This window comes from Pseudaquabacterium inlustre (genome assembly GCF_038066595.1).
Lineage (GTDB): Bacteria > Pseudomonadota > Gammaproteobacteria > Burkholderiales > Burkholderiaceae_C > Pseudaquabacterium > Pseudaquabacterium inlustre.
Genome location: NZ_JBBUTH010000003.1, coordinates 610,677 through 628,202, shown reverse-complemented (window position 1 = coordinate 628,202; position 17,526 = coordinate 610,677). Strand labels below are relative to the sequence as shown.

Below are 17,526 nucleotides of genomic sequence, written 5' to 3'. Positions count from 1 at the left end.
CGCGGGTAACTCCTGGGAGGGGCTTCCCGAGGACCGGACGGAGGAAGCAGTCAGTGGGGTCGCGCCTGCCCATGGCGGGGGCGGTTGGCACAGGGGGTGCGGCGCTGCGGCCGCCGCGGCGTCAGCCGTTGGCCGCCTTGCGCGCCGGCGTCACCACGCTGGCCAGCGGCGGGTCGGGCAGCAGGCAGGCTTCGGCCACCTGCAGATCGTTGTCGCGGGCGAAGTTCATGACGAAGTCCCAGGCCATCGGCTCGACGTCGCGCAACGCCTCGCTGACGATCACGCACTTCACCCCCTCGATGACCCGCGGCACGCACAGCGGCGAATAGCCGATGTGGGCGCCGATGCCGGCGCCCTTGGGGCGGAACGACGACAGCGCGCCGGCCAGGCGTTCCGCCCAGTCGCTGGGACGGAACGGGCGCCCCGAGCTGGTGATGCCCTGGATGAAGATCTCGCGGGGTTTGGCGGCGGTCATGCGGGCGGTGCTGTCGATGGCTGGCTCGGGTGGAGCAGTCGTCGGCCGTCGGTCCGGTCGGACCCCGGCCATCGGCCACAGGAAGAAGGCGCTATTGTGCCGCGAACGTGACAGCCGTGCTGCAGCGCAGCAGCGATGGCCGACCGCGGCGAACGACCATCCCCGGTCTTCGGCCGCGCAAGCCCGACCTTTAGAATGGGCTTTCGTACCGGCGCGATGTGATCGACGCATCCGCCGGTTTTTCATTCCCCCGACGCGATCCCGTTTTCCCCCCGGAGTGATGCCATGACGTCCCATGTGATGAACACCTACGGCCGACTGCCTTTTGCGCTGTCGCACGGCCGAGGCTGCCGAGTCTGGGACACCGACGGCCGCGAATACCTCGACGCGCTGGGCGGCATCGCCGTCAACACGCTCGGCCACGCCCACCCCAAGCTGGTGCCGGCGCTGCAGGACCAGGTCGGCAAGCTGATCCACTGCAGCAACTACTACGCCGCACCGCTGCAGGAAGCCCTGGCCGACGAACTGGTGCGCCTGGCCGGCCTGCCCGACAGCAGCAAGGTCTTCTTCTGCTCCACCGGCCTGGAGGCCAACGAGGGCGCGCTGAAGATCGCGCGCAAGTTCGGCCACAACAAGGGCATCGCCCGGCCCGAGGTCATCGTCTACGACAAGGCATTCCACGGCCGCTCGATCGCCACGCTCAGCGCCACTGGCAACCCCAAGGTGCAGCAGGGCTTCGAGCCGCTGGTCGAGGGCTTCGTGCGCCTGCCGCTGAACGACCTGGACGCGGTGCGCGCCGCCGTGCAGGCCAACCCCAACATCGTGGCCATCTTCCTGGAGACCATCCAGGGCGAAGGCGGCATCAACCCCACGCGCGCCGAGGTGCTACAGGGCCTGCGCCAGATCTGCGACCAGCACGACCTGCTGCTGATGCTCGATGAGGTGCAGTGCGGCCTGGGCCGCACCGGCCGGTGGTTCGCCCACCAGTGGGCCGGCATCCAGCCCGATGTGATGCCGCTGGCCAAAGGCCTGGGCTCGGGCGTGCCCATCGGCGCCATCGTGGCCGGCCCGCGTGCGGCCGACGTGCTGCAGCCCGGCAACCACGGCACCACCTTCGGCGGCAACCCGCTGGCCATGCGCGCCGGCATCGAGACGCTGAAGATCATGCAGGAAGACGGCTTGCTGGCCCACGCCGCGGCCATGGGCGAGCGCCTGCGCAACGGCCTGGCCGCCGCGCTGGAAGGCGTGCAGGGTGTCAAGGAGATGCGCGGCCAGGGCCTGATGCTGGGCATCGAGCTCGACCGCCCCTGCGGCGTGCTGCTGACCCAGGCCGCCGAAGCCGGCCTGCTGATCAGCGTGACCGCCGACACCGTGGTGCGCCTGCTGCCGCCGCTGATCATCACGGCCGCCGAGGTCGACGAACTCATCGCCAAGCTGGCCCCGCTGATGCGCGCCTTCCTGGCCCAGCCTGCCGCCTGAAGCCACCGATGAAACCCGGGATGAGCCTGATGAAGCACTACCTGCAGTTCAAGGACCTGCGGGCCGAGGAGTACGCCTACCTCTTCGACCGCACCCGCATCATCAAGACGCGCTTCAAGAACTACGAGCGCTACACGCCGCTGAGCGATCGCACGCTGGCGATGATCTTCGAGAAGGCCAGCACGCGCACCCGCGTGAGCTTCGAGGCCGGCATGTACCAGCTGGGTGGTTCGGTGGTGCACCTGACCACCGGCGACAGCCAGCTGGGCCGCAGCGAGCCCATCCAGGACACCGCGCGCGTCATCAGCCGCATGGTGGACCTGGTGATGATCCGCACCTTCGAGCAACAGCGCATCCGCGACTTCGCCGCCGCCTCGCGCGTGCCGGTGATCAACGGCCTGACCAACGAGTACCACCCCTGCCAGATCCTGGCCGACATCTTCACCTTCATCGAGCACCGCGGCAGCATCGCGGGCAAGGTGGTGGCCTGGGTGGGCGACGGCAACAACATGGCCAACACCTGGCTGCAGGCGGCCGAGATCCTGGGCTTCACGGTGCATGTGTCCACGCCCTCGGGCTACGAGGTCGATCCGGCCGTGGCCGGCATCTCCAACACCAACTGCTACAAGGTCTTCAAGAACCCGCTGGACGCCTGCCGCGGCGCCCACCTGGTGACCACCGACGTGTGGACCAGCATGGGCTACGAGGCCGAGAACGAGGCCCGCATCCAGGCCTTCGCCGACTGGTGCGTCGATGCCGAGATGATGGCCGTGGCCCAGCCCGACGCGCTGTTCATGCACTGCCTGCCGGCGCACCGCGGCGAGGAGGTGACGGCCGAGGTCATCGACGGCGCGCAAAGCGTGGTCTGGGACGAGGCCGAGAACCGCATGCACGTGCAGAAGGCGCTGATGGAGTACCTGCTGCTCGGCCGCATCGGCTGAGTGCCGCGCCAACAGCACGCACGGTGGCCGGCGCGGCCGCCCTGCACGGGCGCGACGCGCCAGTGCCTCGTCAGCCAGACGCTGCACGATCGCCGTCAGGAGACAACACAACGATGAAAACCGCCCTGATCACCGATCTGCATGCCAACCGCGAGGCCGTCGAGGCCGTGCTGGACCACGCCCGCTTCCAGGGCGTGCAGCAATGGGTGCTGCTGGGCGACTTCGTCGGCTACGGCGCCGACCCCGGCTGGGTGGTGGACACCGCCCGCGAGCTCGTTCGCAAGGAAGGCGCGCTGGCCGTGCAGGGCAACCACGACATGGCCGTGGTGCGCGGCGTGTCGCCCGGCATGCGTGCCGAGGCGGCGCATGTGATCGGCTGGACGCGTGAGCGCCTGAACCCCGAGCAGGTGCAGTTCCTGGCCGATCTGCCGCTGGTGCAGACCCGTGGCGACCACCTCTACGTGCACGCCAACGCCTGGGCGCCGGCCGGCTGGGACTACATCCAGGGCCGCAGCGAGGCGGTGCGCAGCATGCACGCCACCGACAGCCGCTACACCTTCTGCGGCCACATGCACGAGCCCAAGCTGTTCCATGTCTCGGGCACCGGCAAGGCGGGCGACTTCGTGCCCACGCCGGGCGTGCCCATCCCGGTGCCGCCGCACCGCCAGTGGCTGATCATCCCCGGCTCGGCTGGCCAGCCGCGCGACGGCAACCCGGCCGCCTGCTACGCGATCTTCGACGACGCGCAAGCCACCATCACCTACCACCGCGTACCGTACGACCACGAGACCGCCGGTGCCAAGATCCTCGCCGCCGAATTGCCGCAACGCCTGGCCATCCGGCTCGAGGAAGGCCAGTAGGCACCGCGGCGGCCACGCACGGGAACGGGAGGCTCGGCATGGACAGCAAGTTCTACAGCCCCTCGCTGGGCTACACCGGCTCGCGCGGCATGCCCGCGCCGCTGCCGCTGGAGCCCGGCATGGTGATCGACCAGTTCCGGCTGATCGAGAAGCTGCACGTGGGCGGCATGGCCCACCTGTGGAAGGTGCTGGAGGTCAACCACCAGGGTGATTCGCGCCTGCCGCTGATCATGAAGGTGCCGCGCATCAAGGGCGGCGAGGACCCGGCCACCATCGTCGGCTTCGAGGTCGAGCAGATGATCATGCCGATGCTCAAGGGCCCGCACGTGCCCAAGTTCATCGCCAAGGGCGACTTCACGCGCCTGCCCTTCATCGTGATGGAGCGCATCGAGGGCGTGAGCCTGCGCGCCCGGCTGGATGAAGCGCCGCTGGCGCTCGATGAGGTCATCGAGATCGGCTCGCGCGTGGCCACCGCGCTGCACGACCTGCACCGCCAGCACCTGGTGCACCTGGACATCAAGCCCAGCAACATCATGTTCCGCCCCGACGGCACGGCCGTGCTGGTGGACTTCGGGCTGTCGCGACACGACCACCTGCCCGACCTGCTGGACGAGGAATTCACGCTGCCGATGGGCACCGGGCCCTACATGTCGCCCGAGCAGGTGCAGTTCGTGCGCAACGACCCGCGCAGCGACCTGTTCGCGCTTGGCGTGATGCTCTACCACTTCACCACCGGCGAGCGGCCGTTCGGCGCGCCCGACTCGGTGCGCGGCCTGCGCCGGCGGCTGTACGTCGAGCCGGTGCCGCCGCGGGCACTGCGCAGCGACTGCCCGCCCTGGCTGCAGGAGGTGATCCTGCACCTGCTGGAGGTCAAGGCCGAGCGGCGTTATCAGACCGCCGCGCAGCTGGCGCTCGATCTGCAGAACCCCGGCGAGGTGCCGCTGACCCGCCGTGCCGAGAAGATGACGCGCAGCGGCACGATCAAGACGCTCAAGCGCTGGTTCTTCGCCCTGGGTGCCGAGCCGGCGCAGCCGCCGGCCAAGGTGACCGAGCAGATCGAGAAGAGCCCGATCATCGTGGCCGCGGTCGACATCGAGAACGCCAGCGCGCCGCTGCTGGAGCAGTTGCGCGAGACGGTGCGGCGCATCGTCGTCACCGAGCCCGGCGCACGCCTGGCGTGTGTGAGCGTGATGAAGATCGCCCGCATCGGCATGGACGACCTGGTCGACACCGAGGGCCGCAGCAAGCACGTCAAGCAGCTGGTGGGCCTGAAGCACTGGGCGCGGCCGATCAGCAAGGCGCTGAACCTGGAGGAAGGTCGCCTGACCTTCCACGTGCTGGAGGCGCCGGATGCCGCCGCCGCGATCCTGGAGTTCGCCCAGCGCAATCAGGTGGACCACATCGTGATGGGCGCGCGCGCCTCGTCCACGCTGCGCCGGCTGCTGGGCAGCGTGTCGTCGCAGGTGGCCGCGCAGAGCGAATGCACGGTGACCGTGGTGCGCGTGCCCGCCCCCGACCCGAACGCCACGGCCACGCCCGGCGCCGACACGCCGCCGCCGGGCGCATCCCCCACCGCATGAGCGAAGAAGCCCTGAACCCCTGCATGCGCTGCGGCGCCTGCTGCGCAGGCATGCGCGTCGACTTCTCCAGCCACGAGCTGCAGAGCGAAGGCGGCACCGTGCCCGACGGCCTGGCCGTGCCGGTGACGGCTGGCCTGTCGCGCCTGCGCGGCACCGACCATGCGCGCCCGCGCTGCGCCGCCTTGAGCGGCACCATCGGCCAGCGCGTGAGCTGCGGCATCCACGAGTGGCGCCCCTCGCCCTGCCGCGAGTTCGGCCTGCGCGCGCCTTTCGGCATCGGCGACGAGGCCTGCGCCCGCGCCCGCGCCCGCCACGGGCTGCCACCGCTACCGATGTGAACGGGTCAGGCGCCTGATGCGCGCTGCTGCAGCACCCGGCTGACCGCCAGCACGGCCTGAGTGCGCGAGCTGACGTTCAGCGCGCGCAGCACCGCCGCCACATGGTCCTTCACGGTCTCGACCGACAGGTTCAGCTCGCGCGCGATCAGCTTGTTCGGCAGGCCCTTGAGCAGCAGCGCCAGCACCTCGGTCTGGCGTGGCGTGAGGCCCAGCACATCCAGCCCGTCAGGCCGACGCGGGGGCAGCAGGCCGTCCAGCGCGGCCAGGGGCGCGACCGCTGGCGCAACTGCCGCCGCCACCGTGGGCTGGGGCACGGCCGGCGCCCCCTGCCCCGCCCGCGCCGCGGCCTCGGCCGCATCGGCCGCCGCCAGCTGCGCGCGGGCGGCGGTGATCGTCGTGTCGCCCAGGTCGCCGCGGCCCTGCAGCCGCGAGATCAGCTCCAGCAGCACCGGCGGGATGTAGACGCCGCCCGACAGCACCATGCTCAGCGCCTCGGTCAGCTCGGCCATCGACGATCGCTTGGGCACGAACCCCATCGCCCCCATGTCCACCGCGCGCACCACGTCGGCCAGCCGTTCGGTGGCCGAGACGATGGCCACCGGCAGCTCGGGGTGGTCCTGGCGCAGTTCGGCCAGCACGTCGAAGCCGTCGACATCGTCGCCCAGGCGCAGGTCGAGCAGCAGCAGGTCGAAGGGGGCGTCATCACCGGCCAGCAGGGCCTTGGCCTGTGCGGGCGTCTCGGCCGCCCCCACGTGGATGCCGGGGTCCAGCGTCTCCAGCATCTGGCGCAGCGCGGTCAGCACCAGCGGGTGATCGTCGAGCATCAGCACCTTCATGTCCTGCCCCTCCTGCTGTGGTGGCGTGTGCCGTCATGCGCCGCGCCGGGCGCCGGGTGGCCCGCTCAGGTGTAGCGCCGCGACACCGCCTCGGCCACGCACACCGGCTTGTCCGAACCCTCGCGCTCGATGGTCACGGCCATGGTCAGCTGCGCGCCGCCGGCGATCGGCTCGTAGCTCAGCAGCAGCACCTGGGCGCGCAGCCGGCTGCCCACCGGCACCGGCGACGGGAAGCGCACCTTGTTCAGGCCGTAGTTGACGCCCATGCGCACGTCGTCGATGACCACCGTCTCGCCCACCAGCAGCGGCAGCAGCGACAGCGTGAGAAAGCCATGCGCGATGGTGGTGCCGAAGGGCCCGGCCGCCGCACGCACCGGATCGACGTGGATCCACTGGTGGTCGCCCGTCGCCTCGGCGAACTGGTCGATGCGCGCCTGGTCGATGGCCACCCAGTCGCTGGTGGCCAGGTGTTCGCCCACGCGGGCCTGCAGCGAGGCCAGCGTGGCGATGTGCACGGGGCCGGGGGTGATGTCGGGATTCAGAGCGGTCATTCGGAAAGCCAGTCGAGGATGGGTTGCCATTGCGCCAGGTCGCGCTCGACACGCCCGGGCGCCACGTCCCACAGCGTGAGGCCGCGCGCGGCCAGGTGCACATAGTTCTGCGTGTCACGCAGATGCGCCAGCAGCGGGCGCTGCAGGGTATCGAGCCACTCGTGCAGGTGCTCGGTGGCGTGGGTGTGCTCCTTCACGCGCATGGCCACCAGGCCCACCTGGAGGCGCTCGGCGCGCTTGTGCTCGGCCAGCGTGCGCAGGAAGGCTTGGGTGGCGGCCATGTCGAAGGGGCTGGGCTGCAGCGGAATGAGCAGCTTGTCGGCCAGCTTCATCACCGCGTCCAGGCGCTTGCCGTGCAGGCCGGCGGGCGTGTCGATCACGGCGTGCGTGGTGCCCTTGGGCAGGCGCACGGTGTCGCCACCGTCCAGCACCTCCCAGCCGCGGATGGGCGGCAGCTGCGGCGGGCGCAGGCCCAGCCAGCCGCGCGCGCTGTGCTGGCGGTCCAGGTCGCCCAGCATCACGGCATGGCCCTGGCGCGCCAGCCAGCCGGCCACGTTGGTGGCCAGCGTGCTCTTGCCCACGCCGCCCTTGGGATTGGCGACCGCGATCACCGGCATACCTGCTCCAGACCCTTGCACTGCTTGCTGGTATGTTACGAGAGCGACCTCTTCGCGCCACCCACCGACTGACCACGATGCCACGAATTCTGGTGATCGCCGCCCACCCGCACCTGGGGGAATCCCGCGTCACGCGCACGCTGCTGGCCGCCACACGCCAGGCCGCTGCCGGTGGTGCCGACATCGCCGTGCGCGAGCTGTATGCGCTGTACCCCGACTACCTGGTGGACGTGGCCACCGAGCAGGCCGCGCTGGCCCAGGCCGAGCTGCTGGTGTGGCTGCACCCGATCCACTGGTACGGCATGCCGCCGCTGATGAAGCTGTGGCTGGACGAGGTGTTCGCCTTCGGCTGGGCCTACGGGCCTGGCGGCACGGCGCTGGCCGGGCGCGACCTGTGGCTGGTGTGCTCCACCGGCGGCAGCGCCGCGTCGTACCGGCCCGAGGGCCACAACCGCTACCCGTTCGAGGCCTTCCTGCCGCCGTACGAGCAGGCCGCCGCGCTGGCCGGTCTGCGCTTTCTGCCGCCCCAGGTGCTGCATGGCGCGCACCAGGCCGACACGGCCACCATCGGCCGCTTTGCCCAGGGCTTCGTGCAGCGCCTGCGCAGCTGGCCCGATGCCGCCGGCTGGCCCGAACTGGCCAGCCTGCCGCCCTGCCCCGGCTGCGCGGTGCCGGCCGGCGAACGGCCGGTGGAGGCCTGAGCATGGAGCACGGCAACTGGCTGAGCAGCAGCCTGGTCTACCTAGGCGCGGCGGTGCTGGCCGTGCCGATTGCGCGGGTGCTGGGCCTGGGCGCCATCGTCGGCTACCTGGCCGCGGGCATCGCCATCGGGCCCTGGGGCCTGCGCCTGGTCACCGAGCCCGGCACCATCCTGCACGTGGCCGAGTTCGGCGTGGTGCTGATGCTGTTCCTGGTGGGGCTGGAACTGGAACCGCGCCGGCTGTGGTCGCTGCGCCGGCCGATCTTCGGTGGCGGCAGCTTCCAGCTGCTGGGCTCCACCGCGCTGATGCTGGGCGTGGCCGTGGCCGCCGGGGTGGATTGGCGCGTGGCCCTGGTGGCCGGCCTGGGGCTGGCGATGTCGTCCACCGCCATCGGCCTGGGCGTGCTGGCCGAGCGCAACCTGGGCGCCACCTCGTCGGGCCAGCATGTGCTGAGCGTGGCGCTGCTGCAGGACATCGCGGCCATCCCGGTGCTGGCCCTGGTGCCGCTGCTGGCCGCCGCGCCGGCCGGCGTGGCGCACGAAGGCGGCGGCTGGTGGGGCGCGGCCAAGGCGCTGGGCGTGGTGGCCGGCATCGTCTTCGGCGGCCGGCTGCTGCTGCGCCCGGCGCTGCGCTGGATCGCCCGCAGCGACACGCCCGAGATCTTCACCGCCGCCGCGCTGCTGCTGGTGGTGGCCACCGCCTCGCTGATGCAGGCGGTGGGGCTGTCGATGGCCCTCGGCGCCTTCCTCGCCGGCGTGCTGCTGGCCGAGAGCGAATACCGGCGCGAGCTGGAGACCGACCTCGAGCCCTTCAAGGGCCTGCTGCTGGGCCTGTTCTTCATCGCCGTGGGCATGGGCATCGACTTCGCCGTGGTGGCCGCGCACCCGTGGCTGATCGCCGCGGTGGTGGCCGGCTTCCTGGTGCTGAAGCTGGGCGTGCTGTGGGTGCTGGCCCACCTGGCGAAGTTGCCGCTGGCCGAGCGGCCGGTGTACGCGATCCTGCTGGCCCAGGGCGGGGAGTTCGGCTTCGTGGTCTTCCAGGCGGCGCAACAGGCCGGCGTGATCGATGCCGGCACCAGCTCGTTCCTGGTGGCGGCGGTGGCCATCTCGATGCTCACCACGCCGCTGCTGCTGCCGCTGGCCGACCGCTGGTGGGTGCCGCGCCTGGCCACCCGCGCGCCGCGCGCCGAGGTGCATGCCAGCGCCCACCTGAGCGAGCCGCAGGCCGCGCCGGTGATCATTGCCGGCTTCGGCCGCTTCGGCCAGGTGGTGGGCCGGCTGCTGAATGCCAGCGGCCTGAGCGCCACCGTGCTGGAGCACGACGCCGAGCAGGTGGAGGCCGTGCGCCGCTTCGGCTGGCAGGTGTTCTATGGCGACGCCAGCCGGCTGGACCTGCTGCGCATGGCCGGCGCGGGCGAGGCCCAGGTCTTCGTGCTGGCCATCGACGACATCGAGCAGAGCGTGGCCGTGGCCGAGCTGGTGCGCGAGCACTTCCCGCAACTCACCGTGGTGGCGCGGGCGCGCAATGTCACGCACTACCTGAAGCTGCGTGCGCTGGGCATCGAGCTGATCGAGCGCGAGACGCTGGACGCCTCGCTGATGAGCGGCCGCCATGTGCTCGAACGCCTGGGCTGGCAGCCGCATGCCGCACGCAACCAGGCGCTGCGCTTTCGGCGCCACACGGTGGAGCTGATCGAGCAGATGCGCGCCCATGTGGGCGACGAGCAGCAGCTGATCGCGGTGGCCAAGCAGGGCCGCCAGCAACTGGAGACCATGTGGGCGCAGGAGCGCGCCGAACAGGCCGCCGCACGCAACCGCCGCGGCTGGCATGGCGGCGACGAGCCGCCGCACTGATCCGCACTGAAGCTCACTTCAGCGCGTCATAGACCAGCTTGATGCCGGTGAGCAGCATGCCCACCGAGAACATCCGGTAGAACAGCGCCTGCGGGATCACGCGCACGATGCGCACGCCCACCCACACGCCCAGCGGCGTCACCGGCGCCAGCACCAGGGCCGTGCCCATGTTGGTCAGGTCGATCAGGCCCAGCAGGCCGTAGGGCAGCCACTTGGCGGCGTTGACCGCGGCGAAGAACACCGCCAGCGTGGCGGTGAAGCGCACGGGCGGCAGCTTCAGCGGCAGCATGTAGAAGCCCATCGGCGGCCCGCCGGCATGGGCCACGAAGCTGGTGAAGCCCGACACCGTGGCGAAGAAGAAACCAGCGGCCCGGGCCGGCGGCGGCGCATCGGCCTTGGGCGGAAACACCGTGCGGATGGCCAGGAACACCAGCGTGATGGCGCCCACGAGGCCGGCCACCGCCTTGGCCGGCAGCACGCCGAACAGCAGCCAGCCGATCACGATGCCGGTCAGCCCGGCCGGCAGCAGCAGTTTGAGCAGCGCGCGGTCGGCCTCGCGGGCCAGGGCCTTCAGGCCCAGCACATCGGCGATGGCCAGCAGCGGCAGCATGATGGCCGCGGCCTGCGGCACCGGCACGGCCAGCGCCATCAGCGGCACGGCCAGCGCGCCGAAGCCGGCGCCGAAGCCGCTCTTGCTGATGCCCATCAGCAGCACCGCGGGCACGGCCACCGCGTAGAACGCGGGATCGGTGATGACAGGCAACACAGGGAGGGGTCAGCAGAACTCGGCCAGGGACGCGACAATTGTGGGATGTTCCAGCCCTCCCAGCACGACGTCCGCCGATTCTTCTGCGAGACCTACCGCAAGCAGCGCGACGGCACGCCGCTGACGCCGATGGAAACCCTGGCCGGCGGCTGGATAGCCGAGCATCCCGAATACCACGGCGACCTGGCCGACCTGGACGCCGCGCTGGCCGCCGAGTACCCGGTGGAGGGCGGCCGCACCAACCCGTTCCTGCACCTGGCCATGCACCTGAGCATCAGCGAGCAGTGCAGCATCGACCAGCCCAGCGGCATCCGCCAGGCGGTGGAACTGCTGGCCGCGCGCCGCAATGCGCTGCATGAGGCCCACCACGAGGCCATGGAGTGCCTGGGCACGATGATCTGGGAAAGCCAGCGCAGCGGCCGCCCGCCCGACGGCCACGCCTACCTGGACGCCGTGCGGCGGCGGGCCACCCGCTGAAACTGGCACGCCGGCACCGGCCGGCGGGCCCGCGCCGTCACTTGGCGCGCACGGTCATCCACTCGACGGTGACGTAGTTGTCGGCGCGGTGCACCGCGTCGACGTTGCTGCGCATCGCCCACGGGATCATCTGGCGGTGCAGCGGCAGCGTGTGGAACTGTTCCTTCCACTCCAGCAGCGCGGCCTTGATCAGCTGCTCGCGCTTCTTCGGATCGGGCTCCACGCTGCTCTGGCCGGCCAGCGTGTCGACCTTCTCGTTGCGCACGTTGCCGAAGTTGTACAGGCCCACGCCCTTGTCGCTGCGCATGCGCATCAGCGGCGTCATCGTGGTCTCGGCATCGGTGATGGCGCCGCCCCAGCCGTACATGTACAGGCTGACGTCCATCTTCTCCACCTTGGGGAAGTACAGCGAGCGCGGCATCGCGTTGACCTTGACCTTGACCTTCAGCTGCGCCCACATCGCCGCCACCGCGAGGCAGATCTCCTCGTCGTTGATGTAGCGGTTGTTGGGGCAGTCCAGCGTCACCTCGAAGCCGTCGCCAAAGCCGGCGTCGGCCATCAGCTTGCGCGCGCCGGCCAGGTCGAAGGGGTAGCGGCTTTCCAGCGCGGGGTCGTTGAACGAGGCGATGCTGGACGGCGTCATCGCACCGGTGGGCAGCGACTGGCCGTTCATCAGCTTGCTGCGCAAGGCCTCGATGTCGATGGCCTGGTACAGCGCGCGGCGCACTCGCTGGTCCTTGAACGGGTTGCGGTCGCCGGGCACATTGGCATGCAGCAGCTTGTCGCGCGCCTGGTCCATGCCGAAGAACACCACGCGGTTCTCGGGGCCGTCGACCACCTTCACGCCCGGCACGTTGCGCAGGCGGGCCACGTCACGCGGCGCCGGGTCCTGCACGAAATCGAGCTCGCCCGAGATCAGCGCCGCCAGGCGGGTGGCGTCGTTGGCGATCGGGGTGTAGACCACCTCCTGCACATTGCCCTCGGCCATGGTGCCCCAGCCCCACCACGCCGGGTTGCGCTTGTGCACGGTCTTGATGCCGGGCGCGCGGCTGACCAGCATGAACGGCCCGGTGCCGTTGGCGTGCGTGGACGCGAAGGTTTCCTCGCGGTTCTTGTAGTCCAGCGGCTTGACGCTGCGGTTGGTCTCGCACCACGCCTTGCTCATGATGAAGATGGTGTCCAGGTGCTCCAGGAACACCGGGTTCACGGTCTTCAGCCGGAACTCCACCGTCAGCGGGTCGATCTTCACCGCCTCGCCCAGCGCCGACGCATAGGTGCTGATCTGCGAGGTGGGCTCCTTGGCCCGCTGCATCGAGAACACCACGTCGTCGGCGGTGAACGGCGTGCCATCGTGGAACTTCACGTTGGGCCGCAGCTTGAAGCGCCACACCAGCGGCGAGGGCTGGCTCCACGACACCGCCAGGCCCGGCACCAGGCCCAGCTTGCGGTCACGCGTGACCAGGCGCTCGTAGACCTGCTGGTTGACGCTGTTGGTCAGACCCTCGTTCTGCGAGTGCGGGTCCATGGTCATCGGATCGCCCTGGCTGGCCCAGCGCAGGGTTTGCGCCTGGGCGGGCGACAGGCCGGCACCGGCCATCACCACCGCGGTGGCCAGCAGCATCGAAGACAACGGACGAGATTTCATGGACAGACCCTGGTCGAGTGGAAGCGGGCCCGCAGCTCGTGGCGGCGGGCGGGCGGATGGCCGCGTGTGGAAGGCGTTCGGCCGGCGCGCAGTGTAGGCAAGGCCAGCGCGCGGTGCCGGGCGCAGGGGATCAGGCCGGCGCGTAGCCCTCTTCGGTCAGCGCGGCCACGAACTCGGCGGCCGGCTTGGGCGACTCGATCTGCACGCGGTGCGTGGGCAGGTCGATCTGCAGCCGGGCCTCGGCATCGACGCGCTGCACCGTCTCGGTGACGGTGCGCACGCAATGGCCGCAGGTCATGGTGGGCAGGGTGAGGTCGATCATGGACAAGGGCTCCCGGTGAACGGTGAACAACAGGCGATGCGCCCGAGTCTAGACCTTGACATCGTGGCAAGGTCTAGCATCCCGGCATGGACGACACCTGCACCCTCACCCTGCCCATCGACGGCATGACCTGCGCCAGCTGCGTGGCGCGGGTCGAGAAGGCCCTGGCCCGCGTGCCGGGCGTGCGCGAGGCGCATGTCAACCTGGCCACCGAGCAGGCCAGCCTGGCGCTCGACGCCAGCAGCCCGGCGGCCACCGCCCAGGCCGTGCAGGCCGCCCAGGCCGCGGTGGCCAAGGCCGGCTATGCCATCCCCGAGGAGACGCGCGACCTGCGCGTGGACGGCATGACCTGCGCCAGCTGCGTGGGCCGGGTCGAGAAGGCGGTGAAGCGCGTACCCGGCGTGCTGGAGGCCAGCGTCAACCTGGCCACCGGCGGCGTGCGCGTGCGGCGCCTGGCCGGCAGCGCCGGCGATGTGGCGCTGCGCGAGGCCATCACCCGCGCCGGCTACGAGGCCACGCTGCTGTCCGAGGGCGACGCCGGGGCCACCGGCCCGCGCCGCGGCGAGCTGCGCGGCTGGCACGTGGCAGCCGCCGCGCTGCTGAGTGCCCCGCTGGTGCTGCCGATGCTGGGCGACCTGGCCGGCCGGCACTGGATGCTGCCGGCGCTGTGGCAATGGCTGCTGGCCACGCCGGTGGTGTTCGGCTTCGGCGCGCGCTTCTTCGTGGCCGGCTGGAAGGCGCTGCGCGCCGGCGCCGGCAACATGGACCTGCTGGTGGCCACCGGCACCGCCGCGGCCTACGGCCTGAGCCTGGCGCTGTGGTGGCGCGAGCCCGAGGGCATGCCGCACCTGTACTTCGAGAGCGCGGCGGTGGTCATCACGCTAGTGCTGTTCGGCAAGTGGCTGGAGGCGCGCGCCAAGCACCGCACGCTGGACGCGCTGAACGCGCTGCGCGCGCTGCGCCCCGACACCGCCACGCGCCGCGACGCCCAAGGCGCCGAGCAGCGCGTGCCGCTGGCCGAGGTGCAGCCGGGCGACGTGGTGCTGGTGCGCCCCGGCGAGCGCCTGCCCACCGACGGCCTGGTGCTCGAAGGCCGCAGCCATGTCGACGAATCGCTGCTCACCGGCGAGAGCCTGCCGGTGGCCAAGGCGCCGGGCGACCGCGTGACCGGCGGCGCCATCAACGGCGAGGGCCTGCTGGCGGTGCGCACCACCGCGGTGGGTGGCGCCAGCATGCTGTCGCGCATCGTCGCGCTGGTGGAGACGGCGCAGGCGAAGAAGGCGCCGATCCAGCAGACCGTGGACCGCGTGGCCGAGGTCTTCGTGCCGGCGGTCGGCGGCGTGGCATTGGTCACGCTGCTGGGCTGGGGTCTGCTGCGGGGCGACTGGGCCGAGGCGCTGATCCACGCCGTGTCGGTGCTGGTCATCGCCTGCCCCTGCGCGCTGGGCCTGGCCACGCCGGCCACGCTGATGGTGGGCACCGGCCTGGCCGCCCGCCGCGGCATCCTGGTGCGCGACGCCCAGGCGCTGGAGCTGATGCGCCAGGTGGCCGTGGTGGCCTTCGACAAGACCGGCACGCTGACCGAGGGCAAGCCGGTGCTGGTGGCCCATCGGGCGGCCGACGCTGCACACGAGGCCAACGACACCCTGCTGGCCCAGGCCGCCGCGCTGCAAGCCGGCAGCGAGCATCCGCTGGCGCGCGCGGTGCTGCAGGCGGCCGCCGAACGGCGACTCGCCGCCCCGGCCGCCAGCGGCCTGCGCGCCGTGGCCGGCCGCGGCATCGAAGGCCAGGTGGCGGGCCGGCGCCTGGCGCTGGGCAGCGGCGTGTGGATGGCCGAGCTGGGCGTGGCCGATGCCGCGCTGGCGGCGCAGGCGGCGGCCTGGGCCGCCGAAGGGCGCAGCGTGTCGTGGCTGGCCGATCTGGGCCCGGCGGCCGACACGGTGGCAACCACCCTCGCCACAACCGGCCCGGCCCGTGCCCTGGGCCTGCTGGCCTTCGGCGACACGCCCAAGCCGGGTGCGGCCGCCGCGGTGGCGGCGCTGCGTGCCGCCGGCGTGCGCGTGGTGCTGGTCAGCGGCGACAACCGCGGCGCCGCCCAGGCGCTGGCCACGCAGCTGGGCATCACCGAACTGCATGCCGAGGTGCTGCCGGCCGACAAGGCGCGCGTGGTGGCCACGCTGCGCGAGGGCCTGGCGCCGGGCCAGCGCGTGGCCATGGTGGGTGACGGCGTCAACGATGCACCGGCGCTGGCCGCGGCCGACATCGGCCTGGCCATGACCCATGCCGACGGCGGTGGCACCGACGTGGCCATGCAGACCGCCGGCCTGACCCTGCTGCGCGGCGACCCGCTGCTGGTGGTGCAGGCGCTGGACCTGTCACGCGCCATCAGCCGGCGCATCCGCCAGAACCTGTTCTGGGCCTTTGCCTACAACGTGGTGGGCATCCCGCTGGCCGCACTCGGTCTGCTCAGCCCGGTGGTGGCTGGCGGCGCGATGGCGTTGTCCTCGGTCAGCGTGGTCAGCAACGCGCTGCTGCTGGCGCGGCACAAGGCCAGCTCGACCAGGTAGTCAGAGAACCCGCCCGGCGGGTGGTCTCGCGCCACCGCGAGACCGGGTGCTTCAGCTACTTGGTCTTCGACAGCACGTCGGTGCCGGCCCACATCGCGTCCAGGTGCGGGAAGTTCCAGCGGCCGGGCGGCTCGCGGTCGACGATGCGGTCGCCGCTCTGGCGCGCCAGGTCGATCAGCGTGGGCATGATCGGCATCTCGCGGCGGGTGTCGAAGAAGGCCTTGACGATCGGCGAGGTCAGCGTGTCGGCGTTCTGCTCCATCACCACCGCCAGCCGGCCGGATTCCAGCCGCACCAGCGCGCCGTTGGGATAGATGCCCAGGCTGCGCACGAAGGCGCGGAACACGGTGGGGTCGAAGTGACCCTTCCACGAGGCCATGCGCGCCACCGACTCGGCCGGATCCCAGCCCGCCTTGTAGGGCCGGTTGGAGGTGATGGCGTCGTACACGTCGCACACCGCGCCCATGCGCGCCAGCAGGGTCAGCTGGTCGGCCGGCAGCCGGTGCGGGTAGCCGGTGCCGTCCATGCGCTCGTGGTGGTGCAGGCACACGTCCATGGCCTGCTCGCTGGCGCCGCGCGCCTCCTGCAGGATCTCGTAGCCGCGCTCGGGGTGGGTCTTGATGACCGCGAACTCTTCCTCGGTCAGGCGCGCCGGCTTGTTCAGCACATCCAGCGGCATGGCCGCCTTGCCCAGGTCGTGCAGCAGACCGGCCAGGCCGGCTTGGCGGCAGGCCGCGTCGTCCAGGCCCATCTGCCGGCCCAGCGCCACCATCAGCGCGCACACGGCCACCGAGTGCATGTAGGTGTAGTCGTCGGCGGTCTTCAGCCGCATCAGGCTGACCAGCGCGCCGGGGTTGCGGGCCACCGAATCGGTGATCTCGTCGACCAGCGGGCCGCAGCCCTCGGCGTCCAGCGCGCGGCCCATGCGCGCCTCGTTGAACAGCCCGCTCATCACCTCGCGCGAGCGCTGGTAGGTCTTGGCCGCCTGCGCCAGTTCGGCCGCCATCTCCTGGCGGGCGGGCGGCGCGGCGGGTGGCGGCACAGGCGCCGCCTCGCGCTCGGCGGCCAGCGGCCGTGGCGGCATCGGCACACGGATGGTGTCGGCCGCGGCGAACACCGCGCGCGGTGAACGGGCTGACGCTGCCAGCGCCACCGAGGGCGTGGCGGCCTTGCGCGGCCCGTTCGCCAGGCGCACGCCGGCGGGCTCGTCGGCCTCCAGCACGTCCAGGCCCAGGGCCGGATCGATCCAGACCTCGCGCACCGCACTGGCCAGCAGCTTCTTCAGATCCTCGGGATCGCGCAGGACGAACTTGGTCTTCCAGAACGGGTGGTCGATCCAGTTGCCCTCCATGGCGTGCAGGTGCATGCCCAGCCGCACCTGGCCGACAGGAATTCGCTTGAGGGTTTTGCTGGCCGTTGGCATCGTCAACGGCTCTTATCGGCCCCCCTGCCCGGGGCTTGAGTGCGCCAGGGCGAAAAAAAACCGCATGCCCCAAGCATGCGGTCTCTCGGGCGCCC

The 17,526-nt window shown here is 71.4% G+C and carries 17 protein-coding genes; 9 read left to right on the top strand and 8 right to left on the bottom strand.

Features of this window, described 5'->3' with window-relative positions; genetic code table 11:
* Positions 1-121: 121 nt before the first annotated feature.
* Complete coding sequence (locus AACH10_RS08055) at positions 122-475, bottom strand: DUF3579 domain-containing protein (protein ID WP_341409856.1); 354 nt, start codon at positions 473-475, stop codon at positions 122-124.
* 285 nt (positions 476-760) lie between these two features.
* Between AACH10_RS08055 and AACH10_RS08050 the strand changes: the two genes are divergently transcribed.
* The 5 genes from AACH10_RS08050 (at position 761) to AACH10_RS08030 (ending at position 5,673) form a co-directional block, all read left to right on the top strand.
* On the top strand, positions 761-1,954 hold the full coding sequence (locus AACH10_RS08050) for an aspartate aminotransferase family protein (protein WP_341409855.1): 1,194 nt from the start codon (positions 761-763) through the stop codon (positions 1,952-1,954).
* 8 nt (positions 1,955-1,962) lie between these two features.
* Positions 1,963-2,895 carry an ornithine carbamoyltransferase gene (gene argF, locus AACH10_RS08045; RefSeq protein ID WP_341409854.1) on the top strand — a complete coding sequence of 311 codons (933 nt, stop codon included), beginning with the start codon at positions 1,963-1,965 and terminating at the stop codon, positions 2,893-2,895.
* 113 nt (positions 2,896-3,008) lie between these two features.
* Positions 3,009-3,755: a metallophosphoesterase family protein gene (locus tag AACH10_RS08040; protein ID WP_341409853.1), complete on the top strand. Its 747-nt coding sequence runs from the start codon at positions 3,009-3,011 to the stop codon at positions 3,753-3,755.
* Between the two features lie 38 nt (positions 3,756-3,793).
* Complete coding sequence (locus tag AACH10_RS08035; protein WP_341409852.1) at positions 3,794-5,335, top strand: serine/threonine protein kinase; 1,542 nt, start codon at positions 3,794-3,796, stop codon at positions 5,333-5,335.
* A complete protein-coding gene (locus AACH10_RS08030; protein WP_341409851.1) occupies positions 5,332-5,673 on the top strand; it encodes a YkgJ family cysteine cluster protein in 342 nt (113 codons plus the stop codon). Before AACH10_RS08035 ends, AACH10_RS08030 begins: the two co-directional genes overlap by 4 nt.
* 5 nt (positions 5,674-5,678) lie before the next feature.
* On the opposite strand, the gene AACH10_RS08025 is transcribed toward AACH10_RS08030, so the two are convergent.
* The 3 genes from AACH10_RS08025 to AACH10_RS08015 all read right to left on the bottom strand — a co-directional run bounded on the left by AACH10_RS08025 (position 5,679) and on the right by AACH10_RS08015 (position 7,677).
* A complete protein-coding gene (locus tag AACH10_RS08025; RefSeq protein WP_341409850.1) occupies positions 5,679-6,509 on the bottom strand; it encodes a response regulator transcription factor in 831 nt (276 codons plus the stop codon).
* A gap of 65 nt (positions 6,510-6,574) precedes the next feature.
* Positions 6,575-7,060 carry a MaoC family dehydratase gene (locus tag AACH10_RS08020; RefSeq protein WP_341409849.1) on the bottom strand — a complete coding sequence of 162 codons (486 nt, stop codon included), beginning with the start codon at positions 7,058-7,060 and terminating at the stop codon, positions 6,575-6,577.
* Positions 7,057-7,677 (bottom strand): ParA family protein, encoded by a 621-nt coding sequence (locus AACH10_RS08015; protein ID WP_341409848.1) that lies wholly within the window; start codon positions 7,675-7,677, stop codon positions 7,057-7,059. The genes AACH10_RS08020 and AACH10_RS08015 overlap by 4 nt, the downstream gene beginning before the upstream one ends.
* A gap of 77 nt (positions 7,678-7,754) precedes the next feature.
* On the opposite strand from AACH10_RS08015, the gene kefF reads away from it, so the two are divergent.
* Together kefF and kefC are read left to right on the top strand one after the other, a co-directional pair.
* The gene (gene kefF, locus AACH10_RS08010) at positions 7,755-8,378 is read left to right on the top strand and encodes a glutathione-regulated potassium-efflux system oxidoreductase KefF (protein WP_341409847.1); all 624 of its coding nucleotides are present in this window, start codon (positions 7,755-7,757) and stop codon (positions 8,376-8,378) included.
* A gap of 2 nt (positions 8,379-8,380) precedes the next feature.
* The gene (gene kefC / locus AACH10_RS08005; RefSeq protein ID WP_341409846.1) at positions 8,381-10,231 is read left to right on the top strand and encodes a glutathione-regulated potassium-efflux system protein KefC; all 1,851 of its coding nucleotides are present in this window, start codon (positions 8,381-8,383) and stop codon (positions 10,229-10,231) included.
* A 13-nt stretch (positions 10,232-10,244) separates the two neighbouring features.
* On the opposite strand, the gene AACH10_RS08000 is transcribed toward kefC, so the two are convergent.
* Positions 10,245-10,997 (bottom strand): sulfite exporter TauE/SafE family protein, encoded by a 753-nt coding sequence (locus AACH10_RS08000; protein ID WP_423228574.1) that lies wholly within the window; start codon positions 10,995-10,997, stop codon positions 10,245-10,247.
* Positions 10,998-11,042: 45 nt separating this feature from the next.
* Between AACH10_RS08000 and AACH10_RS07995 the strand changes: the two genes are divergently transcribed.
* Positions 11,043-11,474, top strand: a complete 432-nt coding sequence (locus AACH10_RS07995) for a DUF1841 family protein (protein ID WP_341409844.1) — start codon at positions 11,043-11,045, stop codon at positions 11,472-11,474.
* A 37-nt stretch (positions 11,475-11,511) separates the two neighbouring features.
* Here AACH10_RS07995 and AACH10_RS07990 read toward each other — a convergent pair whose 3' ends face one another.
* Complete coding sequence (locus tag AACH10_RS07990) at positions 11,512-13,119, bottom strand: ABC transporter substrate-binding protein (protein WP_341409843.1); 1,608 nt, start codon at positions 13,117-13,119, stop codon at positions 11,512-11,514.
* Positions 13,120-13,249: 130 nt separating this feature from the next.
* Complete coding sequence (locus AACH10_RS07985) at positions 13,250-13,441, bottom strand: heavy-metal-associated domain-containing protein (RefSeq protein ID WP_341409842.1); 192 nt, start codon at positions 13,439-13,441, stop codon at positions 13,250-13,252.
* A gap of 86 nt (positions 13,442-13,527) precedes the next feature.
* On the opposite strand from AACH10_RS07985, the gene AACH10_RS07980 reads away from it, so the two are divergent.
* A complete protein-coding gene (locus AACH10_RS07980) occupies positions 13,528-16,008 on the top strand; it encodes a heavy metal translocating P-type ATPase (RefSeq protein ID WP_341409841.1) in 2,481 nt (826 codons plus the stop codon).
* Positions 16,009-16,063: 55 nt separating this feature from the next.
* On the opposite strand, the gene AACH10_RS07975 is transcribed toward AACH10_RS07980, so the two are convergent.
* Complete coding sequence (locus AACH10_RS07975; protein ID WP_341409840.1) at positions 16,064-17,431, bottom strand: cyclic di-GMP phosphodiesterase; 1,368 nt, start codon at positions 17,429-17,431, stop codon at positions 16,064-16,066.
* Positions 17,432-17,526 lie beyond the last annotated feature (95 nt).